Genomic DNA, 25,496 nt, shown 5'->3' with positions numbered 1-25,496 from the left:
GTCGATCGGCAAACAATAGGATCGATCAGTGCTGGCCGTCAACCTCGAGTTGGATAGAATGGTCGTTCAACCCATTCAAGGCAGGCAGGTGATGGCAGGACGTCCCAGGGAGTTCGACAAACAGGAAGCGTTGCGCAAGGCGATGCAGTTGTTCTGGGAACACGGCTATGAAGGCACGTCGATGTCGATGCTGGTGTCTACGCTGGGCATCGCTTCGGCGCGCATCTATGCGGCTTTCGGCAGCAAGCAGCAGCTGTTCGAAGAGGCCGTGGCGCTGTACGAATCCGCCGAAGGCGGCTTCGCCGATCGCGCCCTGGACGTGCCGGACATTCGCCAGGCGCTGGCGCAGATGCTCGATGCCGCCATCGGCACCTACACCCGGGCCGACGAACCTCGCGGCTGTTTGGTAGTGAGTGCGGCCAGTGGGGTCGCGCCGGAGAACACCGGGGTCTTCACGTGGTTGTCCGGGCATCGTCGGCAGCGCACCGAGTCGATCATCTCGCGGCTGCATAAAGCCCGGGAGGACGGGCAGTTGCCGGTCGATGCGGACGTTGAGGCGTTGGGGCATTTTTATGCCACGTTCTTGCACGGTATCTCTGTGCAGGCACGGGATGGGGTGCCGGCGGTGGCGTTGCGTAGTGCCTGTGAGTGTGCGTTGGCAGTGTTGCCGGAGCGTGATCAGCGATAGCTGGTGTTCAGGAGCTTGCGGGCGGGTTCGGCTCAGGCTCCTCCCCTTGAATCTGCCCTCTAACCTCGCTACCCTCCTCCTGTCGCTGTAAATCCAGCGACTCGGGCTTGGCGGCCCGGGACGAAGGCGCAAAGCGCCCCATTTTCACCGTCGCAGGCGCTTTTTTTGTGCCCGCGATGCTGCTTTATGGCGGGCTGCGCATGGACTTCTTCGGAAGTGCCGGTTCCTTCGTACCGGTCCGCCAACCTTGCGTAGTCCGTCACCCTTCCCTGCTTGGCGGCAGTCGGTGGCGGATCCTTTAACTACGAAGGAGCACCACCATGACAAAACCCGTTCCCGATCCCCCGCTTGTAACCAAAACCAGCACCACCTTCGGCTCCTGCAACGGCAGCCATGCCCCATTGTTCGCTGTCCGAACCGGAGTCTCGTCCGAAGACGCCCTGGTCCACGCCAGTATCCTGCTCAAAAGCGCTTACCAAACCAATGCACAGGCCTGTGAGAAGGTTGAGCCCGATGTCCGTGGGCTGCTCTGGGCTACCCAGCATTCGTTGGAGATGAGCCTGGCGCTGGTGGAGGCGTTGCTGGATGAGGTGGAGGCACGGTCCACGACGGCGGCGTTTGTGCGCCGTGCCGGGCAGGTGGATCACGCTTCGGTTGAGTGATTGTTGAAGGTTGTGCCAAGGGCCGCAGGTGCGGCCCGTCGATGTGGGATGATGCGTTGAGTGGGTGTTCGGCGTTGCGGTGAGGTGGCTGGGCGTACTTTTGGGCCTGTGTTGCAGATGATCGCAGCTTGGCGGCAGCGGCTACGAGCCTGCAATGCAAATCTGCACAAAGCGCAAATCTGAACTGTCTGTTGTGCTTTTGATAGAACGCGCCCCTGCATTTGCTGCCCTTCGTGACGGACAGGTATCGGCCAAGAGCAGCCAGTGGGCGTCGAATTTCGAGTAGGCTAAGCACCAGGATGGCTACAACCCCTGAAACGAAAGTCTTCTGTAAGTCACAGAGTTCACTAGCACCCGAGAAATACTCCTCTAATCGTTAAAAGCATGATGCGTTGGATGCTCAAAGGGCAGAAGACAACGGCATGGCGATTTGATACTGTCCTGTCACCGCACGGATACAGGGACTGGCCGGATGCACCTTTCGAAAGTGGCACTAGTTAATTATAGGAACTTTGAGTCTGCCAAGTTTTCTTTCAAACCTGGGATTAATACAATCATAGGTGAGAATGGTTCTGGTAAAACGAATTTATTTCGGGCTATTCGACTTCTACTCGACTCTAACATTTATCGAGCCGCACATGATCTCTCCGAGCTGGATTTTCATCGCAAGACCACTAGCTGGAAGGGGCATTGGATTGTAATAAGTCTAGAATTTGACGATCTGAGCCCTGAAGAATCTATACAGTCTCTATTCATTCACCAAGCTGCCATCATGACAGGCTCTGCAATTAGCAGAGCTAGCTACAATCTGCTGTTTAGACCAAATAAACATATCAGAAAAAAGCTAAGCGAGATAAAGCCTGGTGATAAGGCATCTTTGATGGCCCTGCAAGATGAAATTTCAGTAGACGATTATGAAACGATTTTTACTGGAAGGAGTGATGTGGATTTCACAAACGCTGATCGGTACAGAGAGATTGTTGGAGATTTTGATAAAGTCCTTTTCCCGGCAGTAGACTCTAAACACATAGGAACCAGAATTCCTCATCAGCTGTCAATTTCAAAGGAAGTATCGTTCACGTTTGTTAAGGCTTTAAGAGATGTTGTTTCCGATTTTAGTGGGAACAGACAAAATCCGCTTTTGAATTTATTGACTAGAAAAAGTCAGCAGATAGATAAGGCAAAGTATGCGAGTGTTACGCAGGCTGCCTGCAACCTTAACCTTGACATCGAGAAGTTGCAAGACGTTCAAGATGTGCGCAGAGACATTCAAGTGACAATAAGTGAAACCGCTGGGAACGCATATGCGCCAGCGAGCCTGCACATAAAGTCAGATCTTCCCAGCGAAGCTGAAAAGTTACTTCAATCCCTGAAGTTGTTTGTCGGAGAAACGGATGAGTCATACGCAGGGGATATAAATGAGCTAAGCTTGGGTGGGGCGAACTTAATTTATCTAACCCTTAAGCTGCTGGAATTCAAATATCAAAAACAGAAAGAAACTTCTATTAATTTCCTGTTAATTGAAGAGCCGGAAGCTCACATCCACACGCATATTCAGAAAACGCTTTTTGAAAATATAACATATCCAAACACTCAAATAATCTATTCAACACACTCAACGCAAATTTCCGAAGCAAGTAACATAGAGACCGTTAACGTTCTTGCTCGTAAAGGAAAGCGTTGTGAATCCTATCAGCCTTCGACTGGCTTAACACCTGACGAAATTCGCCATCTTCAGCGCTATCTGGATGCAACTCGAAGTAGCCTATTATTTGCGAGGGGCGTAGTTTTGATCGAGGGAGATGCGGAAGAGTTTATCATTCCTGTTTTGTTCAAAAAAGTCTTAGGGGTGAGCCTCGACGAGCTTGGTGTGAGCCTCATCAACATTCGGAGCACGGGTTTCGAAAATATTGCATGCGTTTTCCACAAATCTAGAATTAAGCGTATGTGTAGCATAATTACTGATCGCGACAAGGCAATCGGTGATATGACAATCTATGAAAATGACTCAGTTGCCGAAAAAAAATACAAAAGAAAAATGAAAGGGTCGGACGCTGCTGGCTTAACCAGGCAAATCAGGCTGGAGGCTTATTGTAAAGACAACCCTTACACGAATGTATTTTATGCGCAGCATACCTTTGAAGTTGATTTTTTAAAAGCTGAAAATGATTATGAAGTTTGCGGCGTTGTGGATAGTGTCTACTCTGACGACGACACCAAAAAACAGTCCAGATCAGAGATTGCTGATGGCAGCATAGCGATTTCAGGGAAGAGAGTTCTTGCCATGGCGAAGTACGCTGGCAAGGGATGGTTTGCAATTTTATTGGCTGACCAGATTACAGAGAACACGAATATACCTGAGTACATTTTGGAAGCGGTTTATGGTGCATCCGAAAAGCTTTCTGCAGCCAGCCGGCTTAAAATATTAAAATATAGAACAAATGCCATTTTGAATAGTACGTACCATAAACGTCTACATGATTTAGCCCGCTCAGTCGAGGTTATGATCCAATCACATGAAAATGGCGACGTGACGTATGATGATATGATGGATGAACTGAAGGGTCTGGTCAGCGATGAAGACCCCATCATACAGCTAACGGTGGAGTCTTGACGTTGATCGACCTAGTTGAACATGGACTGAATAAAAGCCAAATCCTGGCGATCAATACACCTGGCAGCGTATTCCTATCGGCATGCCCAGGAAGTGGCAAAACGCGTACGCTAGCTTTTAAAATAGCTGTCGCGCTAACTAATCTTGAGACTTCAAAAAAATACATCGTAGCAATTACTTATACGCATAGAGCTGCCGACGAGATCTTAGAACGAATTGAGGCACTCGGCCTTGATACTTCGCGGCTATGGATAGGTACTATCCACTCTTTCTGCCTTGAGTGGATCCTGAGACCTTATGCCATTTATGAACCGAGGCTAGAAAGTGGCTTTACAATCATTAACCAGCCGGACACTGAGAGAATTCTTGAGGAGATTTGCTCAACAGTTAGTGATCAGCGAATAAGTACTTACGATTGCAATTATCATTTCATGGACGGAAAGGTAGCTCTTCTCTGCAACGATTTATCCAAGCATGCCAATATTAGAAAAGTTCTCAGAACCTATTTCTCTATCTTAAAAGAAAATAGGCAAATTGATTTCGAGCTGATTCTATATTTTGCAGAAAAAATTTTGACGTCGCACCCGGTAATTCCAAGGACGCTTTCGGAAGTGTTCGAGTTGATTGCTCTAGACGAGTATCAAGATACTAAGTTTATACAATACTCTATATTATTTTCTATATATAAGTCGGGCAATGGAAAAACTAAGGCCTTTGTCGTTGGCGATCCGAACCAAGCCATTTTTGAAAGCCTGGGTGGGCATGCCATTGCCTATGCGGAATTCAAAAAGCGCTCGCAGCTTGATGTTACAGAGCTTTCACTGAACCAGAATTATCGTACAAGTCAAAATCTAGTTGATTATTATTCAAACTTCCAGGTCGTAAAAGCTGCAACCATCGCGGAAGGCGAAAATAAAAATCATAAAAGTCTCATCGTTTGGGACAAGGACTTGCCAAGCAGCCAACTAGAAGAAAGAGTATGTAACTTAATCGATTTTTGTTTAAAAGACTTGAAATGTACAGAGGAGGAGATCTGTATCGTTGGTCCTCAGTGGCCATCGTTGGCGGCCTTAACTAGGCGTCTCATGGCAAAGCGTCCCGAATATAGATTCAACGGGCCAGGCATGATCCCGTTCGGACGTGAATTGGATAATTTTTGGTACAAGCTGAGCCGGATTTGCCTTTCAGAACCCGCACCTGATATGTATATCAGACGCATGCGTTGGGCAACGGAAATTCTTAGCTCTTTGTCAGATGCTGGCTGTGATTGCCCACTCAGTAACAAAGAGCTGCTTCGAGAACTCAACCAGGTAACTTCTAATGAAAGTGATGGACTGAGATATCTTGAGCATTATTTTGCGAGTTTTTTAGAAATCGTTGATATAATTGATATTACGAGCTACCCCGATTTGGATCAGCATTATCAATCCTTCTTTGAATCATCACGCAAGAAGATAACCAAAGCCAAGAAAGATGGACTTGACTTAATTGAAGGTATTGAATTCTTTAAGAGAGCATTCAAGCCTCGGGCTGGAATTACTATATCAACCATACATGGTATAAAGGGTGCGGAATTCGAAAATGTGATTTCATTTTCTTTGCTTGAAGGTTTAGTGCCGCATTGGGCGGCTAAGCGAAGCACAGATAGCGCCAACAAGCTGCTATATGTGGTCTGTTCAAGGGCGAAGAAAAATCTTTTCTTGATATCAGAAGCTAAGACCCATAAGAGTCCGACGAAGGTTCTTTCCGGTGTCAAGTTTCTGTATGATACTGGAGTATAGCAGGCAGTCTTATCTAAAAGTTCGTGAGCGTTATTTAGTTTAGGTGAGGTTTGCAGCGTTTCTACTACCACCGTTAGGTGGATAGCATATTACCTGGGACTGCGGATAACTTATATGCTTTCAGAGAGTACGATTGTGCGAAAATAATTTATGCTTGGGCTTCCTGTATTGTTCCGATTGTTAAGGTTCGCAAGGAGTCGAGCCTTTTAGATACACATTATAGGTAGACTTTTGTCCCGTTGCTATCAATGAGCTTAGCGTGTGCAAAAAATGAAGCCGGCCCTTCTCGTAGTCTATAAGGAATATGCCAAAGACTGATCCTATCCAGCAGCGACCTCTCCTAGCCCCCGCCTTTCACGCTTCTAAAAAGTGACGGGTACTAGATGCAGAGTATCAGGATGATGAGCGGTTCGAAGGCTGCGTTGAAGTTTACGTAATGAGTAACATCCAGCCGAGACTCAACTCTGGGGCTATTCCGCGTAGTGGGTTCAATAGAGGCTAAACCGCTCCGCGAAGGTAGCGAGGGGTAAGGCATGTCCCTCTGACCGATGATTACCTACCTCTATCGGCCAAGCTCACCGCTCAGTTCGACGGCAGCTATGGGGCGATCTCAGCAGACTGTTTTCGGCCAAAAGCGGACGTTAGTTGCGACTGAGTGTTTTGTCAGCGAGAGGCTGTACATATATCCATAAACGCATCAATCAGCAACCCCTGCAAAGCTGATATGCAATGAAATAATCAAGAGATATACGCCTCCCACTGCACGCCACGCATTACTAAGCGACCGGTTACTTTTGACAGTAACGCAAGTAAGCGAGCCAAACCCACCCCCGCTTCGTTGAAGCGAATGTATGCAGCAGTACCGTCATGACCAAATAGCACTCCGTCGTTCTTAATCAGAATCCCTTTTGTTAGATCCAAATAGACATCTGGCTGACCTGCAGCGGGTAGCTCCATTAGTTTGCGCTCAATGACATCCAAAGCAGAGCCTCCATATGTTAGAACAACATTCAATATCCTTGCATATGGCCAGTCTAAATCGCCTAACTGAACTCCCTCCAATGTGCTTGGTACTAGCGTGTTCACGCTTTCAATATTGATCGCAATAGCGTCGAGAGTAGATGGGGAGATTTGGATTTTAATTTCGAAAGTCGCTACAGTTCCCTCCTGAAATATAAGATCATGGCCGCTAGCAAAAGGTAATCTTGGCATAGACCGCAACATCAGAACAATGTCTTGTTGTTTTGAGCGCCCCCGTTCGAGTCAATAATCATCCCACTCACAACGCTGGTCATTTCTGGGAGATGCGCAATGAGAAAGTCTTGGATAAGACGCTCGCGCGCCGACCCAGCGGTGGCAGAGTGACCTAGCACGTTGCTCATTTCATATTGAGCATTCAATGCTTTAACAGCTCCTTGGCAGTATTCGACTAGCGGTTTCATTCGGCAGCTCTTTTTTGGATTTGCGTGAGCCACGATTCTGTAGGAGTCTCGGAGGGACTGCAAATGGCTGTCAGTTGCTCTCTGCCAAGGGCAGCTCTGGGTCGAATGCGGCCACAATCACAGCACCAAACGCAGTCGCGGTAGACAGCACGATCTCCGAAGTCTTCAGACGTCGCAACGTGGCAGCGTAGTTGTCGGCGAACTTTTCATGAGCCTTATGCGTGTACACAACTCGGCCCAAACACTCGCGCAGCTGCCCTTTAAATGACTCAAATCACCCTACCTGGCAGCATCTGATGCTATTTGTGTCATTTACGTCGCGCGAGAGCCAGGCCAGTTTCACTCTGCGTTGACCACTTAGCAGGCGTTATGAACTTCGCTCTTGGACGGCTGCCAGTCAAAAACTACCCGCCACCGGTGAAGATAACGATGACGGGCAGATATCCATCAAGCTGGAACGGATTGTTCCAGTTGCTCCGGCTGTGACGCAAAACGCTTCAATGTGTCAGCCAAGAATTGACGGTACTCATAGGGTGCACAGATGGTCCCGAACGTTGAGTATTCAATCGTTTCCGCACTGGTCTCAATCCGGTCGTGACCTCTGTCGAAATGCACGTCTTCTTGGGGTAGCCATTCCAGCGATGTACTCCATGCAGCGAACTGACGAAGACTGTCTGAGCCTTCCAGTCCGACCTCGGCAATGTACTTGACCAATACCGGAAGATCATCGTCAGCGCTTCTCGCCCCACCAAAGCCCTCGATGATGACCGCGCCACACACTTCCCAGGAGTCATCTGACTGAATGGCGAACACGTTTTGCAGCAGGTCGGTCAGATGTTTTTTAACGGCGTTGTACTTTCTTCGCAGCTGCACAACCTTTTCACCGCAGACGTTCTTTCTGTTGGTCACCTCCCGGGGATCTCCCGGCGGAAGCATCCACCTGAGCTCACCAATGAATACCATTTTGCTCTGCGGGTCCACCAGAACCAGGTCCAACTCTTCGGTTACCCTGCCCAGCGCCACGTGGACATTAGCTCTGTGCAGAGGCCACTTGGTGCCGACCTTTGCCAAAAGGTCCTCAACCATTTTGTCTTCGAACAACCCGCTTTGAGCGTTAAATCGTTTCGGCTCCTGACGGGCCTGCAGGGTGAGCAGATTGCGTTCTAGATGGGAACTGATGATATGTATGCAGGGCAGCGCCAGCTTGCCGCCGGCTAGCTTGATGAAGGGTTGGAGCGCAAGATCAGGTGCGTCCACCTGATTTCCAAATGCTAGACGGTCAACGAATGAGCCTACAGCTGATTCGTCGATTGAGGACATCTCGATTAGGTCACTGATCAGCTGTTCTCGGCTCAGAACCAGGACCAACGATTCGTCACCGCCGCCCTTCAATTTGTATCTCCGGGCACCAAATTCCACGGCGGTAAGGTGGTACATGCACCTGATCGCCAAGGCGTTGAGCAGAAGCGTGGTTTCCTGGCGACCTCCCCACTCGAATATCCAACCATCGGGAATGAGAAAAGGTTGCTGACAGAGAACCAGAGCAAGCTGATGGGCGAGGTGCGGCAGGTAGTCATAGCGCAGAACTCGATTTTTTAACTTCACCGTCTCAGCAATCAGCCTGACAACGCTCGGAAGATCATCGGTCGCCTTTATCCAGGAAAGCAATATCAAGGAGTACGTGATGACTCCTGGCTCGATATGACCTATCACCTCCAGAACGGAATAGGAGGAATCGTGATAAACGTCATCAATCACTTCGAGCTGGATGGCATTGTCGACTTGCTTTAAGTCCACCTTCTTACCGTATACCGAAGAGATGATCTGCATGGCCGCGCTGTACTTCATACCTTCCTGAATGATGGCAATCGCTCGACGGCACAAAATGTCAGATGTTCTCCGAGGGACTTCATGATTGGAATCCGTCTTGACCTCGGTTTTTGCCCGCAGAAGTGCGTATTTGATGGAGTATTTGAGGCGGTCGACCAAGCCTTCGAGCTTCCGGTTCTGCGACTCATCCTTGGCGGCAATCCGGAACATCCAGATTTGATGATCCTCGAACGCGGTCAGCAGGTACCAGGCCACAAGCGTCCAGTCCAAGTGAGGTAAATCCAGGGAAAGGTATTTTTCATCCACAAGCTTTTCAACTTTCTCAAGCAACGCTTTATCCATTTGCATCGTTTCCGTATGGGTTGTGTTAAGCCCGCTCGGCTGCTTCGGCCGAGTCCTGATTTACAAGCGGAGCACTGGTAATTGTGCGCCGGACGGCCCTTTCTAATCGAGCCTCAGCAACTAACAACCTCATCCGCACGCCTGCGTGGCTCGGTAAGAATCTACATCGGCAGCAACACACCGGCGGAGATTGCCGTTAGCGGTATGGCACAGATCCTTGACGCAAAGAATGGCGTCAACCTGCCCAAGGAATTCAGCATGGGGAACACCAATCACTCAGTACAGGTCCTCCACCCATGACGACATACGGCCAAAGTGCAAAAACGCTGAACGAGCTCGTCTGATTTCTAACTTTGGTTTTGCCCGGTTACCCCCGGATTTTTACGCGTGTCCTTGCGCGACAAACAAAGTGCGTACGACGGTCTCGGTGCTTGTGGATCACTACACATTGCAAATGTCTTACCTGCTGAACCGATTGGAATCTCTGTGGCGCTGAACGTCTGCTATGGGTCGAAACCCGCCGGCTTCAATCTGCCTTGCTTCTTCCCATTTAAGGCAATGCCTCACCAGCTTCAGATCACGCAGCCTCAAGCTCCAAGATCATGACAGCACCCAATCCATCGCTTTTCCCGATACAACCCATTTTCCCCCTCCCCAAAAAACCGATGACAATCCCCCCCATCAAACCCAACCACTCAGGTGTTGTCATGCTCACTTCCCACAAATCCTTCGCCGAGCGTATCGTCCACGCCGTAGGCTTCGAGGCCATTGCCGTGCTGATCTGTGCACCCATCGGTGCCTGGTTGCTGAACCGTTCGGTGCTTGAGGTGGGTGCCCTGGCCCTGGTGTTGTCGACCGTGGCGATGCTCTGGAACATGCTCTACAACACCGCCTTCGACCGCCTCTGGCCTGCCGAGCGGGTGACCCGTGGGGTCAAGGTGCGGGCCCTGCACGCCGCAGGCTTCGAGATCGGTTTCGTGCTGATCGGGGTGCCGATCGCGGCGCTGATGCTCAACCTGTCGCTGGTGCAGGCGTTCATGCTGGAGATCGGGTTCTTCGCCTTCATGCTGCCCTACACCATGGCCTACAACTGGGCCTATGACCTGCTGCGCCAGCGGCTGCTCAAAGCGCGGATCGGCGGCCTGCAGGTGCAGTAAGGCCATTTGGTATCAGGGCGCTTTTGGTTTAGCCTTTAGCACATAGCTAAAGGATGGCTCCGGGCGCCCATGACTATTCACGATATTCGCAAGACCAACCTGCTGCGCCTGATCGGCACCCAGCGCAAGGCCAGTTGCGCCGAACGCTGGGGCATGAGCCCGGCGCATTTGAGTCAGATTCTCTCGCACAAGACCGAGAAGAACCTCGGTGACGAGGTGGCCCGGCGCATCGAGGCCGCCGAAGGCCTGGAGGGCGGCTGGATGGATGTGCTCCAGGACCCGGCCGCCGTGCAGCCGGTGCCTGGCTTCGTCACCATCCCCCACTTCGATATCCGCGCCTCCATGGGCCGTGGCCAGACGCCGCCGAGCCAGGTCGAGGTGATCCGCGACCTGACGGTGCACCAGGACTGGCTGCGCAGCCAGGGCGTCAGTTATTCCAGCCTGCACAACCTGGCGGTGATTGCCGGCGACGGCGACAGCATGGCCGGCACCTTCAATGACGGCGATGCGCTGCTGGTGGACCGGGGCATCAATGAGGTGCGTACCGACGCCATTTATGTCTTCAGCCTTGATGGCGACCTGTTCATCAAGCGTCTGCAACGGCTCACCGACGGGGCGTTGCGGATGATTTCCGACAATCCGCTGTACCCGCCCCTGCTGATCGAAGGCGCCGCGCTGGACAAGCTGCACATCCAGGCGCGGGTGCTGCTGGTGTGGAACGCTCGGCGGTTGTGACAAGGGTTTGTACGAAAAGTCCTGTGGGAGTGGTTATACCCTGTAGCCGCTGCCGAGGAACGAGGCTGCGATCGACTGCGTAGCAGGCGCAACCCGGTCACCTCGTTGTACCGGACAGACTGAAGTCGCCAGGTTTTACGGTCGCTCTGCGACCGATCGCAGCCTGGCGGCAGCGGCTACAGCAGCGGTTTTACCCCCGTAGCCGCTGCCGAGGAACAAGGCTGCGATCGACTGCGTAGCAGGCGCAATCCGGTCACCTCGTTGTACCAGACAGACTGAAGTCGCCAGGTTTTACGGTCGCGCTGCGACCGATCGCAGCCTGGCGGCAGCGGCTACAGCAGCGGTTTTACCCCCGTAGCCGCTGCCGAGGAACGAGGCTGCGATCGACTGCGTAGCAGGCGCAATCCGGTCACCTCGGTGTACCAGACAGACTGAAGTCGCCAGGTTTTACGGTCGCTCTGCGACCGATCGCAGCCTGGCGGCAGCGGCTACAGCGTCAGGCAATCAAGACAGTGGCTCCCACATAAATGGGTACATTTACTTTTCGTACAAAGCCGGTGCGGGGTTGGCCTCGTGAAATTTATCTGGTAGTTTTTCATGAAAATATACCAATAAAAATTCACGAGGCCCGTCATGTTCAAGCAGTCCGCCCAGCATGTCGCCAGTTATTACGCCCGTACCTTCCCTACTCCGATCCCGCTGCGTTATCCCCTGCACGAATCCATCGACACCGAGGTGCTGATCATCGGCGCCGGTTTCAGCGGCCTGCACACGGCGCTGCGCCTGGCCCTGGCCGGCAAGCGGGTGACGCTGGTGGAAGCCAGTCGGGTGGCCTGGGCAGCATCCGGGCGCAATGGCGGGCAGGCGTTGCTGGGCTGGTCATGCGATATGGCGCCACTGGAAAACGCCCTGGGCGTCGAGCGGGCCCGGCGGCTGTGGGACAGCATGCGCTGGGCCGCCGCCGAGTTGCGTGAACTGCCGCGTCGGCATGGTTTCAATATCGATTACCGGCCCGGCAGCCTGTGGACGGCGGTGCTGCCACGACGGGTCGGGATGTTGCGTGAAGCCCAGCACGAGGCGGCGCACAAGTGGGGTTACGACCAACTGCGGGTGATCGAACGCCAGGAGATGCCGGAGTGGATCGACAGCCCACGCTACCAGGCGGCGCTGTTTGATCCCGAAGGCGCCCACCTCAATCCGCTGAAGCTGGCCCAGGGCCTGGCCGCGGCCATCGAGGCGGCCGGCGGACGCCTGTATGAGCAGACCCGGGTGCTCGACTACCGGGAAACCGCCAGCGGCTTCGTCGCCCGCACCGAGCACGGCGAGGTGCGCAGCGATGTGCTGGTGCTGGCCTGCAACGCCTATATCGACAGCCTCGATCGGCAACTGTCGCGGCGGCTGTTGCCGGTGGGTTCCTACCAGGTGGCCACCGTGCCGCTGGACCCTGCCCTCGCCCATTCGCTGCTGCCGCGCAACAGCTGTGTGATCGACAACCAGTTCGTGCCCGACTACTTCCGCCTGACCCCGGATCACCGCCTGCTGTTCGGCGGCGGCTGCACCTACCTGGGCGGTATTCCCCGCGATGTCGCGGCGGCTACCCGGCCGGTACTGGAGCGTGCCTTCCCGCAGCTACGCGGGGTGGCCATCGAGCATGCCTGGGGCGGGCATCTGGATTGCAGCCTCAAGCGCACGCCGGATATCGGCCGCGCCGGGCAGCGTTACTGGTTGCAGGGCTTTTCCGGGCATGGCGTACTGCCGACCCTGGCCGGCGCCCGCGCCGTCAGCGATGCCATTCTCGGCGACACCGAATTGCTTGAGCTGTACCAGGCCATCGACAACGGCCGCTTCCCCGGCGGCGACCTGCTCGCCGCGCCCCTGGAAGCGGCGGCCAAGGCCTGGTACCGCCTGCGCGACACTATTTGAGAGGACAGCACCATGGATATGCAGGACGAAATCGAAGGTTTGGCGATCCTGATCCGTGACTTGCGCAAGCACCGCAACCTGACCCTGGGCGAGCTGGCCCAGCGCATCGACCGCTCGGTGGGCTTTTTGTCCCAGGTCGAGCGCGGCCTGTCGCGCCCCACCGTGGCCGACCTTACCGCCATCAGCGAAACCCTGGATGTGCCCACCACCTACTTCTACAACCTGAGCAAGCCACGGCAGATCGACTGGGTCACCCGCCCGGGCGAGCGCCGCACCCTGTACTACGCCGGCGGCATCACCGACGTGCTGGTCTCGCCCAAGCTCACCGGCGGTTTCTCCATGCTCGAAAGCCACCTGGCACCGGGCGCCACCAGTGGTGAAGGCCACCTGGACGACAGCTCCGAACAAGGCGGCTTCGTACTCGAAGGGCAGCTGAGCCTGTGGCTCGACGACAGCCCGGAGCCGGTCACCCTGGGCCCCAACGACAGTTTCCAGCTACCGCCGCACAGCCAGTTTCGCTACGCCAATCTGACAGAACATCCGACCCGGGTGCTCTGGGTATTCCGTTAACCCCGCTGCAGGATCGCAATAAGATGACAACAACAAAAAGCTTTCCCGATCTGCTCAGTGAAGTCCGCCACTTTCGCACGCTCAATCCCGAGGTGCGCTATGTCGACCTGATCAGCCTGGACATTCCGGGGCACTTCTACGGCAAGCGCTATCCCATCGAGATGCTCGAAAAGGTCGCCGCCGGCAGCCCCCTGAAGCTGCCGCAGAACTGCGTGCTGCTGGGGGTCCAGGGTGGCCTGTTCCCGATCGGCGACTACTGCTTCAGCGACGGCGACCCGGACGCGCCACGGCGGCTGATCCCCGGCACGCTCAAGCCGGTGCGCTGGGAGAACCAGCCGCTGGGGCAGATGCTGATCAGCTCCGACGGTACCCAGGCGCCCATCGAGTTCGAGCCGCGGGAAGTGCTGGCTCAGGTGCTGCAGCGCCTGGAGCGGCGCGGGATTCGTCCGGTGGTGGCCTTTGAGCTGGAGTTCTACCTGTTCGACCGTGCGCTCAAGGATGGTTTGCCACAGTTCCCTCGCGATCCGTTCAGCGGCGACGCCGACGACCAGCCGAACATGCATATCGAGCGCCTGTCGCGTTACTCCGACGTGCTCCGGGAAATGGTCGAGGCCGCCAATGAACAAGGCGTGGACGCCAACGTCATCACCGCTGAACTGGGCCCTGGCCAGTTCGAGATCAACTTCGGCCACTGCGACGACGGCCTGCGCGCCGCCGACTGGGCCGCGCTGTTCTGCCGCAGCACCCGTGGCGTGGCGCTCAAGCACGGCATGCGCGCGAGCTTCATGAGCAAGCCCTACCTGGACGCGCCGGGCAGCGGCATGCATGTGCACGTGAGTCTGTACGACCGCGACGGCAACAACCTGCTGGCCGCCGATGCCCAGCGGCCCCTACGCCATGCTGTGGCCGGCTGCCTGGAACTGCTGCCGCACTGCATGCCGATCTTCGCTGGCAACCACAATGCCATGCGCCGTTATGGCGCCATGGTCAACGCGGCCAGCCGTGCGAGCTGGGGTTTTGAAGATCGCGATGCGTGCATCCGCATTCCTGAGTCCGACCCGCGCAACCTGCGTATAGAGCATCGCCTGGCCGGCGCAGACGCCAACCCTTACCTGGTGCTGGCGGCGATTCTCAGTGGTATGGAGCATGGTCTGGATGCTGGTCGCGAACCTATTGCCCCGCTCAATGATGATCGCAACAGCGGCATTGATTTTCCCAAGGACATGCTGGCGGCGGTCAGCGCCATGCGCCATCACCCGGTGGTCAACCAGCACTTGGGCAGTGAGTTCGTGATGGTCTATTGCGAGAACAAGCGCCAGGATCATCTGGCGTTCATGCAGGAAGTAAGTGCACGGGAGTATCGCTGGTTCATGTGATTGGTGGGTTCATGGCCTGATGACTGACTGTGTAGCCGCTGCCGCCAGGCTGCGATCGGTCGCGAAGCGACCGTAAAACCTGGCGATCTCGGTGCATCAGGCACAACGAGGTGACCGGGTTGCGACTGCTACGCAGTCGATCGCAGCCTGGCGGCAGCGGCTACAGGGGATTGGCGTTCAGTCGCAACTGGGTTATCGCAGGCTGGCCTTGCGATGCTGCATCGCCAGCTAAATTACTTTAGCTGCCAGCATTGACGATTCGTTTACCCTGAAGCTAAGTTCAAGGACAGGCGCGACACAATTTGTCGCAGCCATGCCCAGTTCAGGAGAACGCCCATGTCCGTCAACATCGACAAACTGATCATCACCACCCCCGTCCCCAAGTCCAGCACCGACCCGGTCGCCCTCGAGCTCACCGGTGCCCAAGCCCTGGAGCGTCTGCCCAAGGTCATCGCCACCCTCGCCGACGGTTCGGTGCGCTTCACCGCGCCCACCAAGGGCGCCGCCAGCAAGAGCACCCACCGTACCCGCTGCGAATGGAAGGAGCCGCTGTACTGGTCACTCGCCAGCGCCGCCCTGCACCGCAACCACCAGGTCATGACCCTGACCAAGGTCAACCTCGCGCAAAAGGTGGTGGTCGCGCAGATGCATGTGAAGGACGACGATAGCCCGGTGCTCAAGGTGTTCTGGAACAAGGGCAAGATCACCTACGGCTTTCGCAAGAGTTTCAACCAGCCGGCGCCGGCCAGCGTCACCCTGTTGAGCAACGTGCCGCTAAACGCTGTCTTTACCGTCACCCTCGAGGTCAACGACGCACGCCAGTTGACCCTCACCGCCAAGTGCAACGGCGCCAGCGCCAGCACCGGTGTCCTGCAGATGGACAGCAGCTGGAACGGCCACACCTTCAACTTCCACGGCGGCGTGTACAACCAGGTCGACTTCAACGACGACACCCCCAGCAGCGATGCCTCGGTGTGCGTGCTCAGCACCCTGCAACTGCGCCACGTCTGAGTCCGGCTAGCCGAGCTTGTGCTCCAGCCACTGGCAAAAGCTGCGGGTCAAGGCGTTGTCTTCGCTGTCGCGATGCACCAGCCAGGCCCATTTCGGGCCGCTGACATCCTGTTCGGTCAGGGGCACCAGGCTGCCCTCCTCGCGCGCCCGCCCGGCCAGCAGTTCGCTGACCAGGGCAATACCCAGTCCCTGGCTGGCGGCGTCGAGCAGCAGGCCGGGGTCGGAGAAGTTCAGGCCTTGCAGTTTTTGCCCGATGTCGGCACCGCCTTGTAGTTGCCAGTGGCTCCAGTCCATTTCGCGCTCACCATGCAAGGTGGTACGTGACTCGACGGCCACGGCCAGCACCCGCGGGTGGCAGGCCGGGTACAGGCGATCGTGCAGCAATACGCGAAAGGCGCATTCGGCTTGCGCGCTGATGTCATCGCGGATGGCGATGTCGATGGTTTGCTCGCTCATGTCCGGAATCTCGTCGCTGGTGAACAGCCAGACGTCCACCTGCGGGTGCTGACGATGAAAGTCTTCGAGATTCGGCACCAGCCAGTGCCGGGCGAAGGCCGGGGTGGTGTTGACCACCAGCTGATTGGGCTTGCGGTACTGCTCCAGGCGGCGGATGCCCACGGCCAGTTGTTGCAGCAGCACCTGGGTGGTGCTGAGCAGGTCGTGACCGGCATCGGTCAGGGCCACGCTGCGCCCCTGGCGATAGAACAGCGGCTGCTCCAGGTAGCTTTCCAGGCCTCGAATCTGCTGGCTGATCGCCGACTGGGTCAGGTGCAGCTCCTCGGCCGCCTTGTGAAAGCTGCCCAGGCGCGCCGCCGCTTCAAAACCACGCAGGGTGTTCAGGGGGGGCCAGTGCTTTAGCATTATCGATAAGCCACACTAATCAGTTCTACGGAAAATTCATCGTTTGTTTGTGCATTAAGCCAGCCATAGCATGAGCCATCAAGTTTGCTGTCGCCAAAACACTGAAAACAAAAACTTAACTCAAGGCCCCTGCTCATGCACAACCACAACGCCACGCACACCGGCTGGTTCATGCCCGCCGAATGGGTACCACACGCCGCCACCTGGATGGTCTGGCCGCATAACCAGGCCCTCTGGGAGTCGACCTGGGGCGTGTCCCTGGCCGAGGTGCAAACCGACTTCGCCCGCGTGGCCAATACCATTGCCCACTTCGAGCCGGTGAAGATGGTGGTTGACCCCAGCGCCGTGGATCGTGCCCGGCAGCTGTGCGGGGCCAATATCGAACTGGTTCAGATTGCGGTCGATGACAGCTGGTGCCGCGATTCGGGCCCCAGCTTCGTCTGCCACCCGCACCTGGGCATGGCCGGTGTCAGCTGGCGTTTCAATGCCTGGGGCGGCAAGTCCGAGCATGGCCTGGACGAGGGCCTGGCCCGACGCATCCTCAACGGCCTGGGCATGGATTGCTTCGGCACCCACCTGTCCAACGAAGGCGGCGCCATCCACGTCGATGGCGAAGGCACGCTGATCACAACCGAGTCGGTGCTGCTCAACGCCAACCGCAACCTGGGCATGAGCAAGCGCGACATCGAGGAGGTGTTCGGCCGCCTGCTGGGCGTGGAGAAAGTCATCTGGCTGCCTGGCGATCCGGACTTCGTCACCGGCGACATGACCGATGGCCACGTCGATGGCGTCTGTGCCTTCGCCCGCCCGGCTACCCTGCTGGTCGATGCCACCCACGACAGCACCAGCACCTACGCCCAGGTGGTGCGGGAAAACCGTCGCGCCCTGGAATTGGCCTCTGACGCCCGCGGCCGTCGCTTCGAGCTGATCGACCTGTACGAAGCCACCGATGCGGTGGATGAAAGCGCCGACGTGTTCTGCGCCTCCTACACCAACTTCTACATCTGCAACAACGCGATCATCATGCCGGCCTACGGCATCGCCGCCGACCAGGAGGCCGCCGCCACCTTGCAGCGAGCCTTCCCCGACCGCGAAATCGCCCCGGTGCGCATCAACCAGCTGGCCCATGGCGGCGGTGGCGTGCACTGCATCACCCAGCAACAACCGGCCTGGCCACGGGTTGGAGGTGCGCAATGAGCACCTTGACCGTCGCCACCCTGCAAATGGCCTGCAGCTGGGACCTGGCCGCCAACCTCGACCAGGCCGAGCGCCTGGTGCGTCAGGCGGCAGCGTCCGGCGCGCGGCTGATCCTGCTGCCGGAGCTGTTCGCCACCCCGTACTTCTGCATCGAGCAGCACCACGGCCACCTGGCCCTGGCCGAAACCTTCGAGCACAGCCCGCTGCTCAAGCGCTTCGCCGCGCTGGCCCGGGAGTTGTCGGTGGTCCTGCCCCTGAGCTGGTACGAGCGCGCCGGCAATGCCTGCTTCAACTCGCTGACGGTGGCCGATGCCGACGGTCGCCTGCTGGACGTCTACCGCAAGACCCACATCCCCAACGCCATCGGCTACCAGGAGAAGGAATACTTCAGCCCCGGCGACACCGGCTTCCGCGTCTGGGACACCGCGGTCGGGCGTATCGGCGTGGCCATCTGCTGGGACCAATGGTTCCCGGAGACCGCGCGTTGCCTGGCCCTGCAAGGCGCCGAGGTGCTGCTGTTCCCCACCGCCATCGGCACCGAGCCTGGCGCCGCCGACCTGGACTCGCGCGATCACTGGCAACTGACCCAGCGCGGCCATGCCGCCGCCAACATCCTGCCGGTGATCGCCGCCAACCGCGTCGGCCATGAGGTGGCCAGTCAGGATCCGGCCTTGTCCATGGACTTCTATGGCTCCTCGTTCATCACCGACCACAAGGGCCGCCTGCTGGCCGAAGCCGATCGCAGTGGCAGCGCGGTGCTGCTGGCCGAGCTGGACCTGGCGCACATGCGTGACGAGCGCCTGACCTGGGGCATCTACCGCGACCGCCGTCCGGAAATGTACGCCACCCTGCTGACGCTCGATGGCAAGCACCCGCACTCGACCTTCAAACAAGGAGCCTGACATGCGCGCGAAACGTACCCTGCTCGCCACCAGCCTGAGCCTGTTCCTTGTGTCGGGCGTGGCCTGCGCCGAAGACAAAGTCCTGCGCCTGTACAACTGGGCCGACTACTTCGCCGAAGACACCTTGAAAAGCTTCACCGCACAGACCGGCATCAAGGTCATCTACGACGTCATGGACAGCAGCGAAACCCTGGAGGCCAAGCTGCTCTCGGGTCACAGCGGCTACGACCTGATCTTCCCCGGCGACACCGTGGCCGAGCGCCTGGCCCGTGCCGGCGCCCTGCAAAAACTCGACCCGGGCAAGCTCGAACACCTCGCCGATATCGAGCCGGGCCTCAAGCGCCTGCACGACCGCTACCCCAACTCCCGTGGCAGCACCGTGCCCTACACCTGGGGCAGCATCGGCCTGACCTACAACCGCGCCGCCATCGAGCAGCGCCTCCCCAACGCGCCGGTCAACAGCCTCGACCTGTTGTTCAAGCCGGAGAACGCGAAGCAGCTGGCCGACTGCGGGATCTCGATGATCGACTCCCCCGACGAGGTGCTGGCCGTGGTGCTCAACTACCTGGGCAAGGACCCGCGCAGCGGCAAGGCCGAAGACCTGCTCGCCGCCCGGCAGTTGCTCGACGGCATCAAGCCCTACGTGCGCAAGTTCCAGTCGCAACCGGTAACCCAGCTGGTCAACGGCGACACCTGCGTGTCACTCGGCTACAGCGGCGACATGATCCAGGCGCAACGCACCGCCGACTCGGCGGGCAAGGCCATGGAGTTTCGCTACCACATCCCGGTCGAAGGCACGACGATCTGGATGGACAGCATGGCGATTCCCGCCGACGCCGCCCACCCGGACTATGCCTACACTTTCATCAACTTCATCATGCAGCCGCAGCAGATGGCGGCGATCAGTTCCTTCACCGGCTACCCCACCTCCAGTGCCAAGGCACGTGCCCTGGTCGACCCGCAGATGCGCGACAACCCGGACATCTATGTCAGCGACGCGACCTACGCCCGCCTGATCCCGGGCAAGGACATCAGCCAGCGCGACATGCGGGCGCGCATGCGCGCCTGGACCACCTTCAAGACGTCCCAGGCAAACTGAAGACGTTGCCACCGAAAAGAGAGCCTTTGTAGATGATGCCCCGTCGTACCCTGATCAAGTCCCTTTCACTGCTCGCCGGCATGGGCTGCCTGGCCGGCCCGCTGCGTTTCGCTTCGGCGGCCGACAGCGACTGGTACATGCCCGAAGAAGACCTGACCCAGCGCCAGCTGTTCGTCGCCTTCGCCGCCAGCGAAGCGATCTGGGAGGACCAGGCGGCGGCCGTCAACCAGTGCATCGCGCAGCTGGCCAGGACCGTGGCCAAGTACCAGCCGGTCACCGTGCTCTGTCGCGCCAATGACCTGGAGCTGGCCAGGCGCCAATGCGGCACCCACAACACCTCGTTCCTGGTGGTGCCGCTGGACGACATCTGGGTACGCGACTACGGCGGCTGCTTTGTCATCGACGACGAGGGCAACAGCGCCCTGGTGGACTTCAACTTCAATGGCTGGGGCGCCAAGCAGCGCCACAGCCGCGATCGCGAGGTGGCCAAGGTGTTGAGCAAGGCCACCGGCGTGCCCCTGCTGCGCAGCGAACTGACCGGCGAAGGCGGCGGCATCGAAGTGGATGGCCATGGCACGGCGATCATCACCGAGAGCTGCTGGGTCAATGACAACCGCAACAGCCAGTGGCGCCGCAGTGACGTGGAGGCCGAGCTCAAGGACAACCTCGGCCTGCGCAAGATCATCTGGCTGCCGGGTATCAAGAACCGCGACATCACCGACGCCCATGTGGACTTCTACGCACGCTTCGTCGCCCCGGGCGTGGTCATCGCCAACCTCGACAACGATCCGCAGTCCTACGACTACAAGGTCACCCGCAAGCACCTGGAGATTCTCAAGCAGGCCACCGATGCCGATGGCCGGCGCCTGACCGTGCACCTGCTGCCGCCGCCGGGCAAACTGCGCAGCAACCGCTTCACCCGCGACAACGACGAATTCGCCGCCGGTTACATCAACTACCTGGTGGTCAACGGCGCCATCATCGCCCCCGAGTTCGGCGACCCGCAGGCCGATGCCTACTGCAAGGACCTGTTGGCCAGGCTGTACCCGGGGCGCACGATCGAGCAGTTGAATATCGACCCGATTGCGGCGGGGGGTGGCGGCATTCATTGCGTCAGCAAGCACATGCCGTCCAGTCAATAACCCCCATCGCGGCCTGCGGCCGCTCCCACAAGGGCATGCGCGGACACTGTGGGAAGCCGCAGGCCGCGATAGGCCGTCAAGAGATCTCTAGCCACTGACCTTGAAGAACAGGCAAACCCGAGTACCTTCCTGCTCACGACTGCTGAGGCTGACCTCCCCTGCGAAGCGCTCCATGATCTGCCTGACCATGATCAAACCGATGCCAAGCCCACCCTGGCGGGTGGTGTAGATCGACTTGAAGGCCAGCATTTCCTGCTGGCGGGTCAGGCCCTTGCCAGTGTCATGGAGACTCAACTGCACCTGTTGGCCGTCGGCGGACAAGGACGTGTCGATCGCCAGGCGGCCACCTTCGGGCATCGCTTCGATGGCATTGGCGATCACGCTGTTGAGTACCTGGGCCAGCAGCAACTGGTGACTGACCACCAGCGGCATGGGCGCGACGTCGAGCGCGACCTGGATTCTGGCTTGGGCCAGTTGTTTCTCGAAGGCGCTCACGGTGGCATGCACGGCGCCCACCAGGTCGACCTGCTCCGCCTCCCCGCGCAAGGGTCGCAGGCACAGCAGCAGATCGTGCACCCAGCTCGACATGCGGTCGACCTGGCTGACGATATCAGCGATGTTCTTGCCCGCCGGCTGCCCGGCCGCGCCCAGCGCCAGTTCGGCACTGGTGCGAATGCTCGCCAGCGGATTGCGCATGCTGTGGGCCACCGCGGTGGACATCTCCACCAGCCCGCCGTAAGTCTTGTTGGCGACCAGTTGGTCCTGCTGCGAGGCCAGCAGCTTCGACGCCCGCCAGACGATCCAGAACAAGCCGCAATAGATGGCTAGCCCTCCCAGGGCGGTGGCCATCCAGATCAGGCGAAAACCCCGGTTGACCCGCTCGATCAGGTCCACCGGCTCCTTGTAGATCTCCACCATCGCCAGGACGTTGCCGTGCCTGTCATTCAGGGGAATGTAGTTCTCGATGAAAAAGGCACGGGGCATTTGCATGAACTGCTGCTCGATCCGCCCCTTCTGCACTTCGGTGTACTTCGCCGACACCCGTCCCCTGGACGTGAACGCCTCCTCCAGGGCCTTGTCACCGATGATCTTGCGCCCGACCAGCGCCGGGTTGGTCGACCAGATCACCACCCGGTCCGGCGAATAGATGGTGGCCAGCAGTGAGTCGGGCAGGTGGGCCAGGTGGTCGAGAAACTCCGAGCGCGCCCGTACCCGGTTGCGCAAGGTCTCCTCTTTCAGCATGCCGAACGCCTTGGGGACCAGAATGTTGCCCATCTGCATGCCGGACAGGTCATGGTGGCGAATCTCGCCGATGGCCACCGCCTGGATGAACTGGGCCGACAACAGCGCGTCGCGCTCCAGGCTTTCGTTCATCAAAAAGCGCGTGGACAACGAGCCCAGGCCGATGGCCACGGCGCCGATGATGATGAAGCTGATGATCGAGAACCAGCGCAGCAGGTTGAACTGGCCAAGGACCTGTGCTGGCTTGGGCAGTTGAAACGACAGGTGTCGGGTCCAGGATGTCGCTGCATTCATAGGAGAGGCTCGCCGGAATTGAACTGCGGTGATCGCACAGTGCGTTACGGCTGGAACCCGCAAAGCCTCACTCACCTGCCTTACACTCTAGCTCGACATCATTTCGCCTGCATTGTCGCCCCCGCCATCCCTGTAGCTGCTGCCGCCAGGCTGCGAAGCGGTCGTGGAGGCATTACGACTGCTGCGCAGTCGATCGCAGGCTTCGCCAGCTCCCACACAGGGGGCGGCTTGCACCTAAACCCTGTGGGAGCCGGCAACGCCGGCGATGGCTTCTGAACGCCAACGCCCTGTAGCCGCTGCCGCCAGGCTGCGGCTACGGACTGCGTACAACCGGGCTAGCGGGTGCCGATATCTTCGGCGAAACGCAGCAAATAACCATCCGGATCGAGCACCAGGAAGTTTCGCTGGCCGATCTGCCGGTCCTCCTGACGGTACCAGCGCTCTTCGATGCCTTGCCTGATCGCCCAGCCTGCAGCCTGCAAGGCAGACACCAGCGCCAGCGCATCCTGGCAGTTGATCGACAGGTTCATCCCCCGCCCATACGGCGGCTCCAGCGGCCCGACCCGCCAGGGCGACTCCGTGTGCCAGTCCTGCTCCAGCATGATCTGGCTGTGGCCAAAGGAGAGAAAGGCAAACTTGTCCTCCTCTCGCCAGTATTCGACCTTGAAGCCCAGCACATCACAGTAGAAACTCAGGCTTTGCCTCAGATCGGAGACGATCAGCTCAGGCACCAAGGCATTCATCTTGAACATAATTGCTTCCCTTGCATTGATTGCGAGCAAATCCCTACCAGCAGGTCCGACCCATGAGTAAAGCAGCCTACGTCCCACCCAAGGTCTGGCGCCATGATGCGCCTTCTGGCGGCGAATTCGCCAACATCAACCGCCCCATCGCCGGCCCCACCCACGACAAGGTACTGCCGGTGGGCAAGCACCCGTTGCAACTCTACTCACTGGCGACTCCCAACGGCATCAAAGTCACCATCCTGCTGGAAGAACTACTGGCGCTGGGGCACACCGGTGCCGAATACGATGCCTGGCTGATCCGCATCAACGACGGCGATCAGTTCTCCAGCGGCTTCGTCGAGATCAACCCCAACTCTAAGATCCCGGCCCTGGTGGACCACAGCGTGCAGCCGCCCCTGCGCGTCTTCGAGTCCGGCTCGATCCTCTTGTACCTCGCGGAAAAATTCGGCTGTTTCCTGCCCACCGACCTGGCCGGCCGCACCGAAGCCCTGAACTGGCTGTTCTGGCAGATGGGCGCAGCCCCGTACCTGGGCGGCGGCTTCGGGCATTTCTATGCCTATGCGCCGGACAAGCTCGAATACCCGATCAACCGCTTTGCCATGGAAACCAAGCGTCAACTGGACGTGCTGGACCGACGCCTGGCTGAAAGCCGCTACCTGGCGGGCAACGACTACACCATTGCCGATATCGCGGTGTGGTCCTGGTACGGGCAACTGGCGCTGGGCAACCTGTACTCGGCCGGGGAGTTCCTCTCGGTCCAGGACTACACCCACGTGCAACGCTGGGCCAGGGAAATTGCCGAGCGGCCGGCGGTGATCCGCGGGCGACGGGTGAATCGGACCTGGGGGGATGAGGCAGACCAGGTGGCGGAGCGGCATGAGGCGCGGGATCTGGATTGAAGCGCCGGCTCCCAGTGCAGCAACAGCCCTGAGGTTTCGGGGCGTTGCCGTGACCGGGTGATAGATTGCCCGAGCCCGGTCAGAATGACCGGGTTAAACAACCTCCCTTTGCATGGAACGCATGATGAAACTCGCAAGCGCCCTCTTGTTGTCGATCTTGTTAACCGGCTGTGGAACGGTCAATACCGTGTTCCGGGATGACAGCGTGGCGAGCGACAAGCTTGCCCGCTGGGATTCCCGATGCGAGTCCATCCCTCGCTTGTACAGCGGGGTCGCGCTGGACTTCTGCACGCTCAACGCGCAGCCCCGTAGCCCCACCCATCTTGAAGGCCAGCCGTCGGCGCCGTTGATGCTTGTCGATATGGCCCTTTCAGGCGTTGCAGATACCGTGCTGTTGCCTTATTCGATCTACTTGCAGGACAAGAGCGGAAACATACCGAAGGCGCGACTGCAGTAGCCGGTCGAGTGCGGCAAGCGAAAGGGAGCAGATTTATTCTTAGAGCGCTCGCAAAAATAAATCCGCCCCTTTTGCTACTCAGGTATTTGAACAGACAAGCGCAGCATCGAGCAGCCGTCCCTTGTCATACCAGGCATCCCGTTGGTAGGCAGAAAATTGATGCTGCCCCCCTGAACCGGAGACTTCAACAAGGCCGCTTGCCTTGTTCGGGTCAGTGCTTTCAAGATAAAGTTTGAGCGTGCCACCGTCCTCTTGAATGTACGTTTTCGAGCTACCTCTAAGCTCGTCTTGTACACAGGCCGTATAGTGTTGCGGACTCTTCGCGGTGGTACCCGACGTGTAGTCATGCCCTATACGAATATCAGGATTTTGTGCACAACCTGCAAGAAAGAGTGTGATCAGAAACGAAGACAACATCCCACTGACGGCCCGCCTTGAGCCCACCGCTTGCGCCGAGGTGTTCATGCGACACCCTCCGACCCCCATAGAAGATCATGGACAGTTACGGATCAGCACAACCCTTTTT

General features: G+C 57.8%; 24 protein-coding genes. 16 read left to right on the top strand and 8 right to left on the bottom strand.

The features are described 5' to 3' along the window. The first annotated feature begins 91 nt into the window (after positions 1-91). From ACIQUS_RS20680 to ACIQUS_RS20665, 4 genes are all read left to right on the top strand, one after another. A complete protein-coding gene (locus ACIQUS_RS20680; RefSeq protein WP_403050684.1) occupies positions 92-688 on the top strand; it encodes a TetR/AcrR family transcriptional regulator in 597 nt (198 codons plus the stop codon). 320 nt (positions 689-1,008) lie between these two features. Beyond that, complete coding sequence (locus ACIQUS_RS20675) at positions 1,009-1,350, top strand: DUF6124 family protein (RefSeq protein ID WP_403050681.1); 342 nt, start codon at positions 1,009-1,011, stop codon at positions 1,348-1,350. 472 nt (positions 1,351-1,822) lie between these two features. Continuing rightward, the gene (locus tag ACIQUS_RS20670; RefSeq protein WP_403050678.1) at positions 1,823-3,964 is read left to right on the top strand and encodes an ATP-dependent nuclease; all 2,142 of its coding nucleotides are present in this window, start codon (positions 1,823-1,825) and stop codon (positions 3,962-3,964) included. Further along, positions 3,961-5,745: a UvrD-helicase domain-containing protein gene (locus ACIQUS_RS20665; protein WP_403050675.1), complete on the top strand. Its 1,785-nt coding sequence runs from the start codon at positions 3,961-3,963 to the stop codon at positions 5,743-5,745. Before ACIQUS_RS20670 ends, ACIQUS_RS20665 begins: the two co-directional genes overlap by 4 nt. 738 nt (positions 5,746-6,483) lie before the next feature. On the opposite strand, the gene ACIQUS_RS20660 is transcribed toward ACIQUS_RS20665, so the two are convergent. The 4 genes from ACIQUS_RS20660 to ACIQUS_RS20645 form a co-directional block, all read right to left on the bottom strand. Further along, positions 6,484-6,957 (bottom strand): hypothetical protein, encoded by a 474-nt coding sequence (locus tag ACIQUS_RS20660; protein WP_403050672.1) that lies wholly within the window; start codon positions 6,955-6,957, stop codon positions 6,484-6,486. Between the two features lie 11 nt (positions 6,958-6,968). Then, positions 6,969-7,187: a DUF6602 domain-containing protein gene (locus ACIQUS_RS20655; RefSeq protein WP_403050669.1), complete on the bottom strand. Its 219-nt coding sequence runs from the start codon at positions 7,185-7,187 to the stop codon at positions 6,969-6,971. A 70-nt stretch (positions 7,188-7,257) separates the two neighbouring features. Further along, complete coding sequence (locus tag ACIQUS_RS20650) at positions 7,258-7,440, bottom strand: hypothetical protein (RefSeq protein WP_403050955.1); 183 nt, start codon at positions 7,438-7,440, stop codon at positions 7,258-7,260. A gap of 194 nt (positions 7,441-7,634) precedes the next feature. After that, on the bottom strand, positions 7,635-9,359 hold the full coding sequence (locus ACIQUS_RS20645; RefSeq protein WP_403050666.1) for a hypothetical protein: 1,725 nt from the start codon (positions 9,357-9,359) through the stop codon (positions 7,635-7,637). Positions 9,360-10,066: 707 nt separating this feature from the next. Here ACIQUS_RS20645 and ACIQUS_RS20640 point away from each other — a divergent pair. The 6 genes from ACIQUS_RS20640 to ACIQUS_RS20615 all read left to right on the top strand — a co-directional run bounded on the left by ACIQUS_RS20640 (position 10,067) and on the right by ACIQUS_RS20615 (position 16,131). After that, positions 10,067-10,516 (top strand): multidrug/biocide efflux PACE transporter, encoded by a 450-nt coding sequence (locus ACIQUS_RS20640; RefSeq protein ID WP_403050663.1) that lies wholly within the window; start codon positions 10,067-10,069, stop codon positions 10,514-10,516. Positions 10,517-10,585: 69 nt separating this feature from the next. Further along, positions 10,586-11,251, top strand: a complete 666-nt coding sequence (locus ACIQUS_RS20635; protein WP_403050660.1) for a helix-turn-helix transcriptional regulator — start codon at positions 10,586-10,588, stop codon at positions 11,249-11,251. A gap of 633 nt (positions 11,252-11,884) precedes the next feature. After that, positions 11,885-13,174, top strand: a complete 1,290-nt coding sequence (locus ACIQUS_RS20630; protein WP_403050657.1) for an NAD(P)/FAD-dependent oxidoreductase — start codon at positions 11,885-11,887, stop codon at positions 13,172-13,174. A gap of 12 nt (positions 13,175-13,186) precedes the next feature. Next, positions 13,187-13,744, top strand: a complete 558-nt coding sequence (locus ACIQUS_RS20625; protein WP_403050654.1) for a helix-turn-helix domain-containing protein — start codon at positions 13,187-13,189, stop codon at positions 13,742-13,744. 23 nt (positions 13,745-13,767) lie between these two features. Continuing rightward, positions 13,768-15,120, top strand: coding sequence for a glutamine synthetase family protein (locus ACIQUS_RS20620; RefSeq protein WP_403050651.1), 1,353 nt, complete (start codon positions 13,768-13,770; stop codon positions 15,118-15,120). Positions 15,121-15,456: 336 nt separating this feature from the next. Beyond that, positions 15,457-16,131: a polysaccharide lyase family 7 protein gene (locus ACIQUS_RS20615; protein WP_403050648.1), complete on the top strand. Its 675-nt coding sequence runs from the start codon at positions 15,457-15,459 to the stop codon at positions 16,129-16,131. Positions 16,132-16,137: 6 nt separating this feature from the next. Here the strand turns inward: ACIQUS_RS20615 and ACIQUS_RS20610 are convergent, their stop codons facing one another. After that, entirely contained in the window at positions 16,138-16,992 is an 855-nt protein-coding gene (locus ACIQUS_RS20610; RefSeq protein WP_403050645.1) for a LysR substrate-binding domain-containing protein, read from the bottom strand. A 135-nt stretch (positions 16,993-17,127) separates the two neighbouring features. Between ACIQUS_RS20610 and ACIQUS_RS20605 the strand changes: the two genes are divergently transcribed. The 4 genes from ACIQUS_RS20605 to ACIQUS_RS20590 are packed head-to-tail and all read left to right on the top strand — an operon-like array spanning position 17,128 to position 21,332. Then, positions 17,128-18,189, top strand: coding sequence for an agmatine/peptidylarginine deiminase (locus ACIQUS_RS20605; RefSeq protein ID WP_403050642.1), 1,062 nt, complete (start codon positions 17,128-17,130; stop codon positions 18,187-18,189). Next, entirely contained in the window at positions 18,186-19,091 is a 906-nt protein-coding gene (aguB, locus tag ACIQUS_RS20600) for an N-carbamoylputrescine amidase (protein WP_403050639.1), read from the top strand. Before ACIQUS_RS20605 ends, aguB begins: the two co-directional genes overlap by 4 nt. A 1-nt stretch (position 19,092) precedes the next feature. Beyond that, on the top strand, positions 19,093-20,190 hold the full coding sequence (locus ACIQUS_RS20595) for an extracellular solute-binding protein (RefSeq protein ID WP_403050636.1): 1,098 nt from the start codon (positions 19,093-19,095) through the stop codon (positions 20,188-20,190). A 32-nt stretch (positions 20,191-20,222) separates the two neighbouring features. Continuing rightward, on the top strand, positions 20,223-21,332 hold the full coding sequence (locus tag ACIQUS_RS20590) for an agmatine/peptidylarginine deiminase (protein ID WP_403050633.1): 1,110 nt from the start codon (positions 20,223-20,225) through the stop codon (positions 21,330-21,332). 87 nt (positions 21,333-21,419) lie between these two features. Here the strand turns inward: ACIQUS_RS20590 and ACIQUS_RS20585 are convergent, their stop codons facing one another. Then, on the bottom strand, positions 21,420-22,868 hold the full coding sequence (locus tag ACIQUS_RS20585) for a sensor histidine kinase (protein ID WP_403050630.1): 1,449 nt from the start codon (positions 22,866-22,868) through the stop codon (positions 21,420-21,422). A gap of 335 nt (positions 22,869-23,203) precedes the next feature. Further along, positions 23,204-23,620 carry a bleomycin resistance protein gene (locus tag ACIQUS_RS20580; protein WP_403050627.1) on the bottom strand — a complete coding sequence of 139 codons (417 nt, stop codon included), beginning with the start codon at positions 23,618-23,620 and terminating at the stop codon, positions 23,204-23,206. A 53-nt stretch (positions 23,621-23,673) separates the two neighbouring features. On the opposite strand from ACIQUS_RS20580, the gene yghU reads away from it, so the two are divergent. Together yghU and ACIQUS_RS20570 are read left to right on the top strand one after the other, a co-directional pair. Beyond that, a complete protein-coding gene (gene yghU, locus ACIQUS_RS20575) occupies positions 23,674-24,513 on the top strand; it encodes a glutathione-dependent disulfide-bond oxidoreductase (protein WP_403050624.1) in 840 nt (279 codons plus the stop codon). Positions 24,514-24,637: 124 nt separating this feature from the next. Then, entirely contained in the window at positions 24,638-24,970 is a 333-nt protein-coding gene (locus tag ACIQUS_RS20570; protein ID WP_403050621.1) for a YceK/YidQ family lipoprotein, read from the top strand. A gap of 78 nt (positions 24,971-25,048) precedes the next feature. Here ACIQUS_RS20570 and ACIQUS_RS20565 read toward each other — a convergent pair whose 3' ends face one another. Continuing rightward, on the bottom strand, positions 25,049-25,435 hold the full coding sequence (locus tag ACIQUS_RS20565; RefSeq protein WP_403050618.1) for a hypothetical protein: 387 nt from the start codon (positions 25,433-25,435) through the stop codon (positions 25,049-25,051). Positions 25,436-25,496: the final 61 nt, after the last annotated feature.

Source organism: Pseudomonas sp. NPDC090755 (assembly GCF_044769005.1).
Taxonomy (GTDB): Bacteria; Pseudomonadota; Gammaproteobacteria; order Pseudomonadales; family Pseudomonadaceae; genus Aquipseudomonas.
This window is presented reverse-complemented; position numbering and strand designations above follow the sequence as displayed.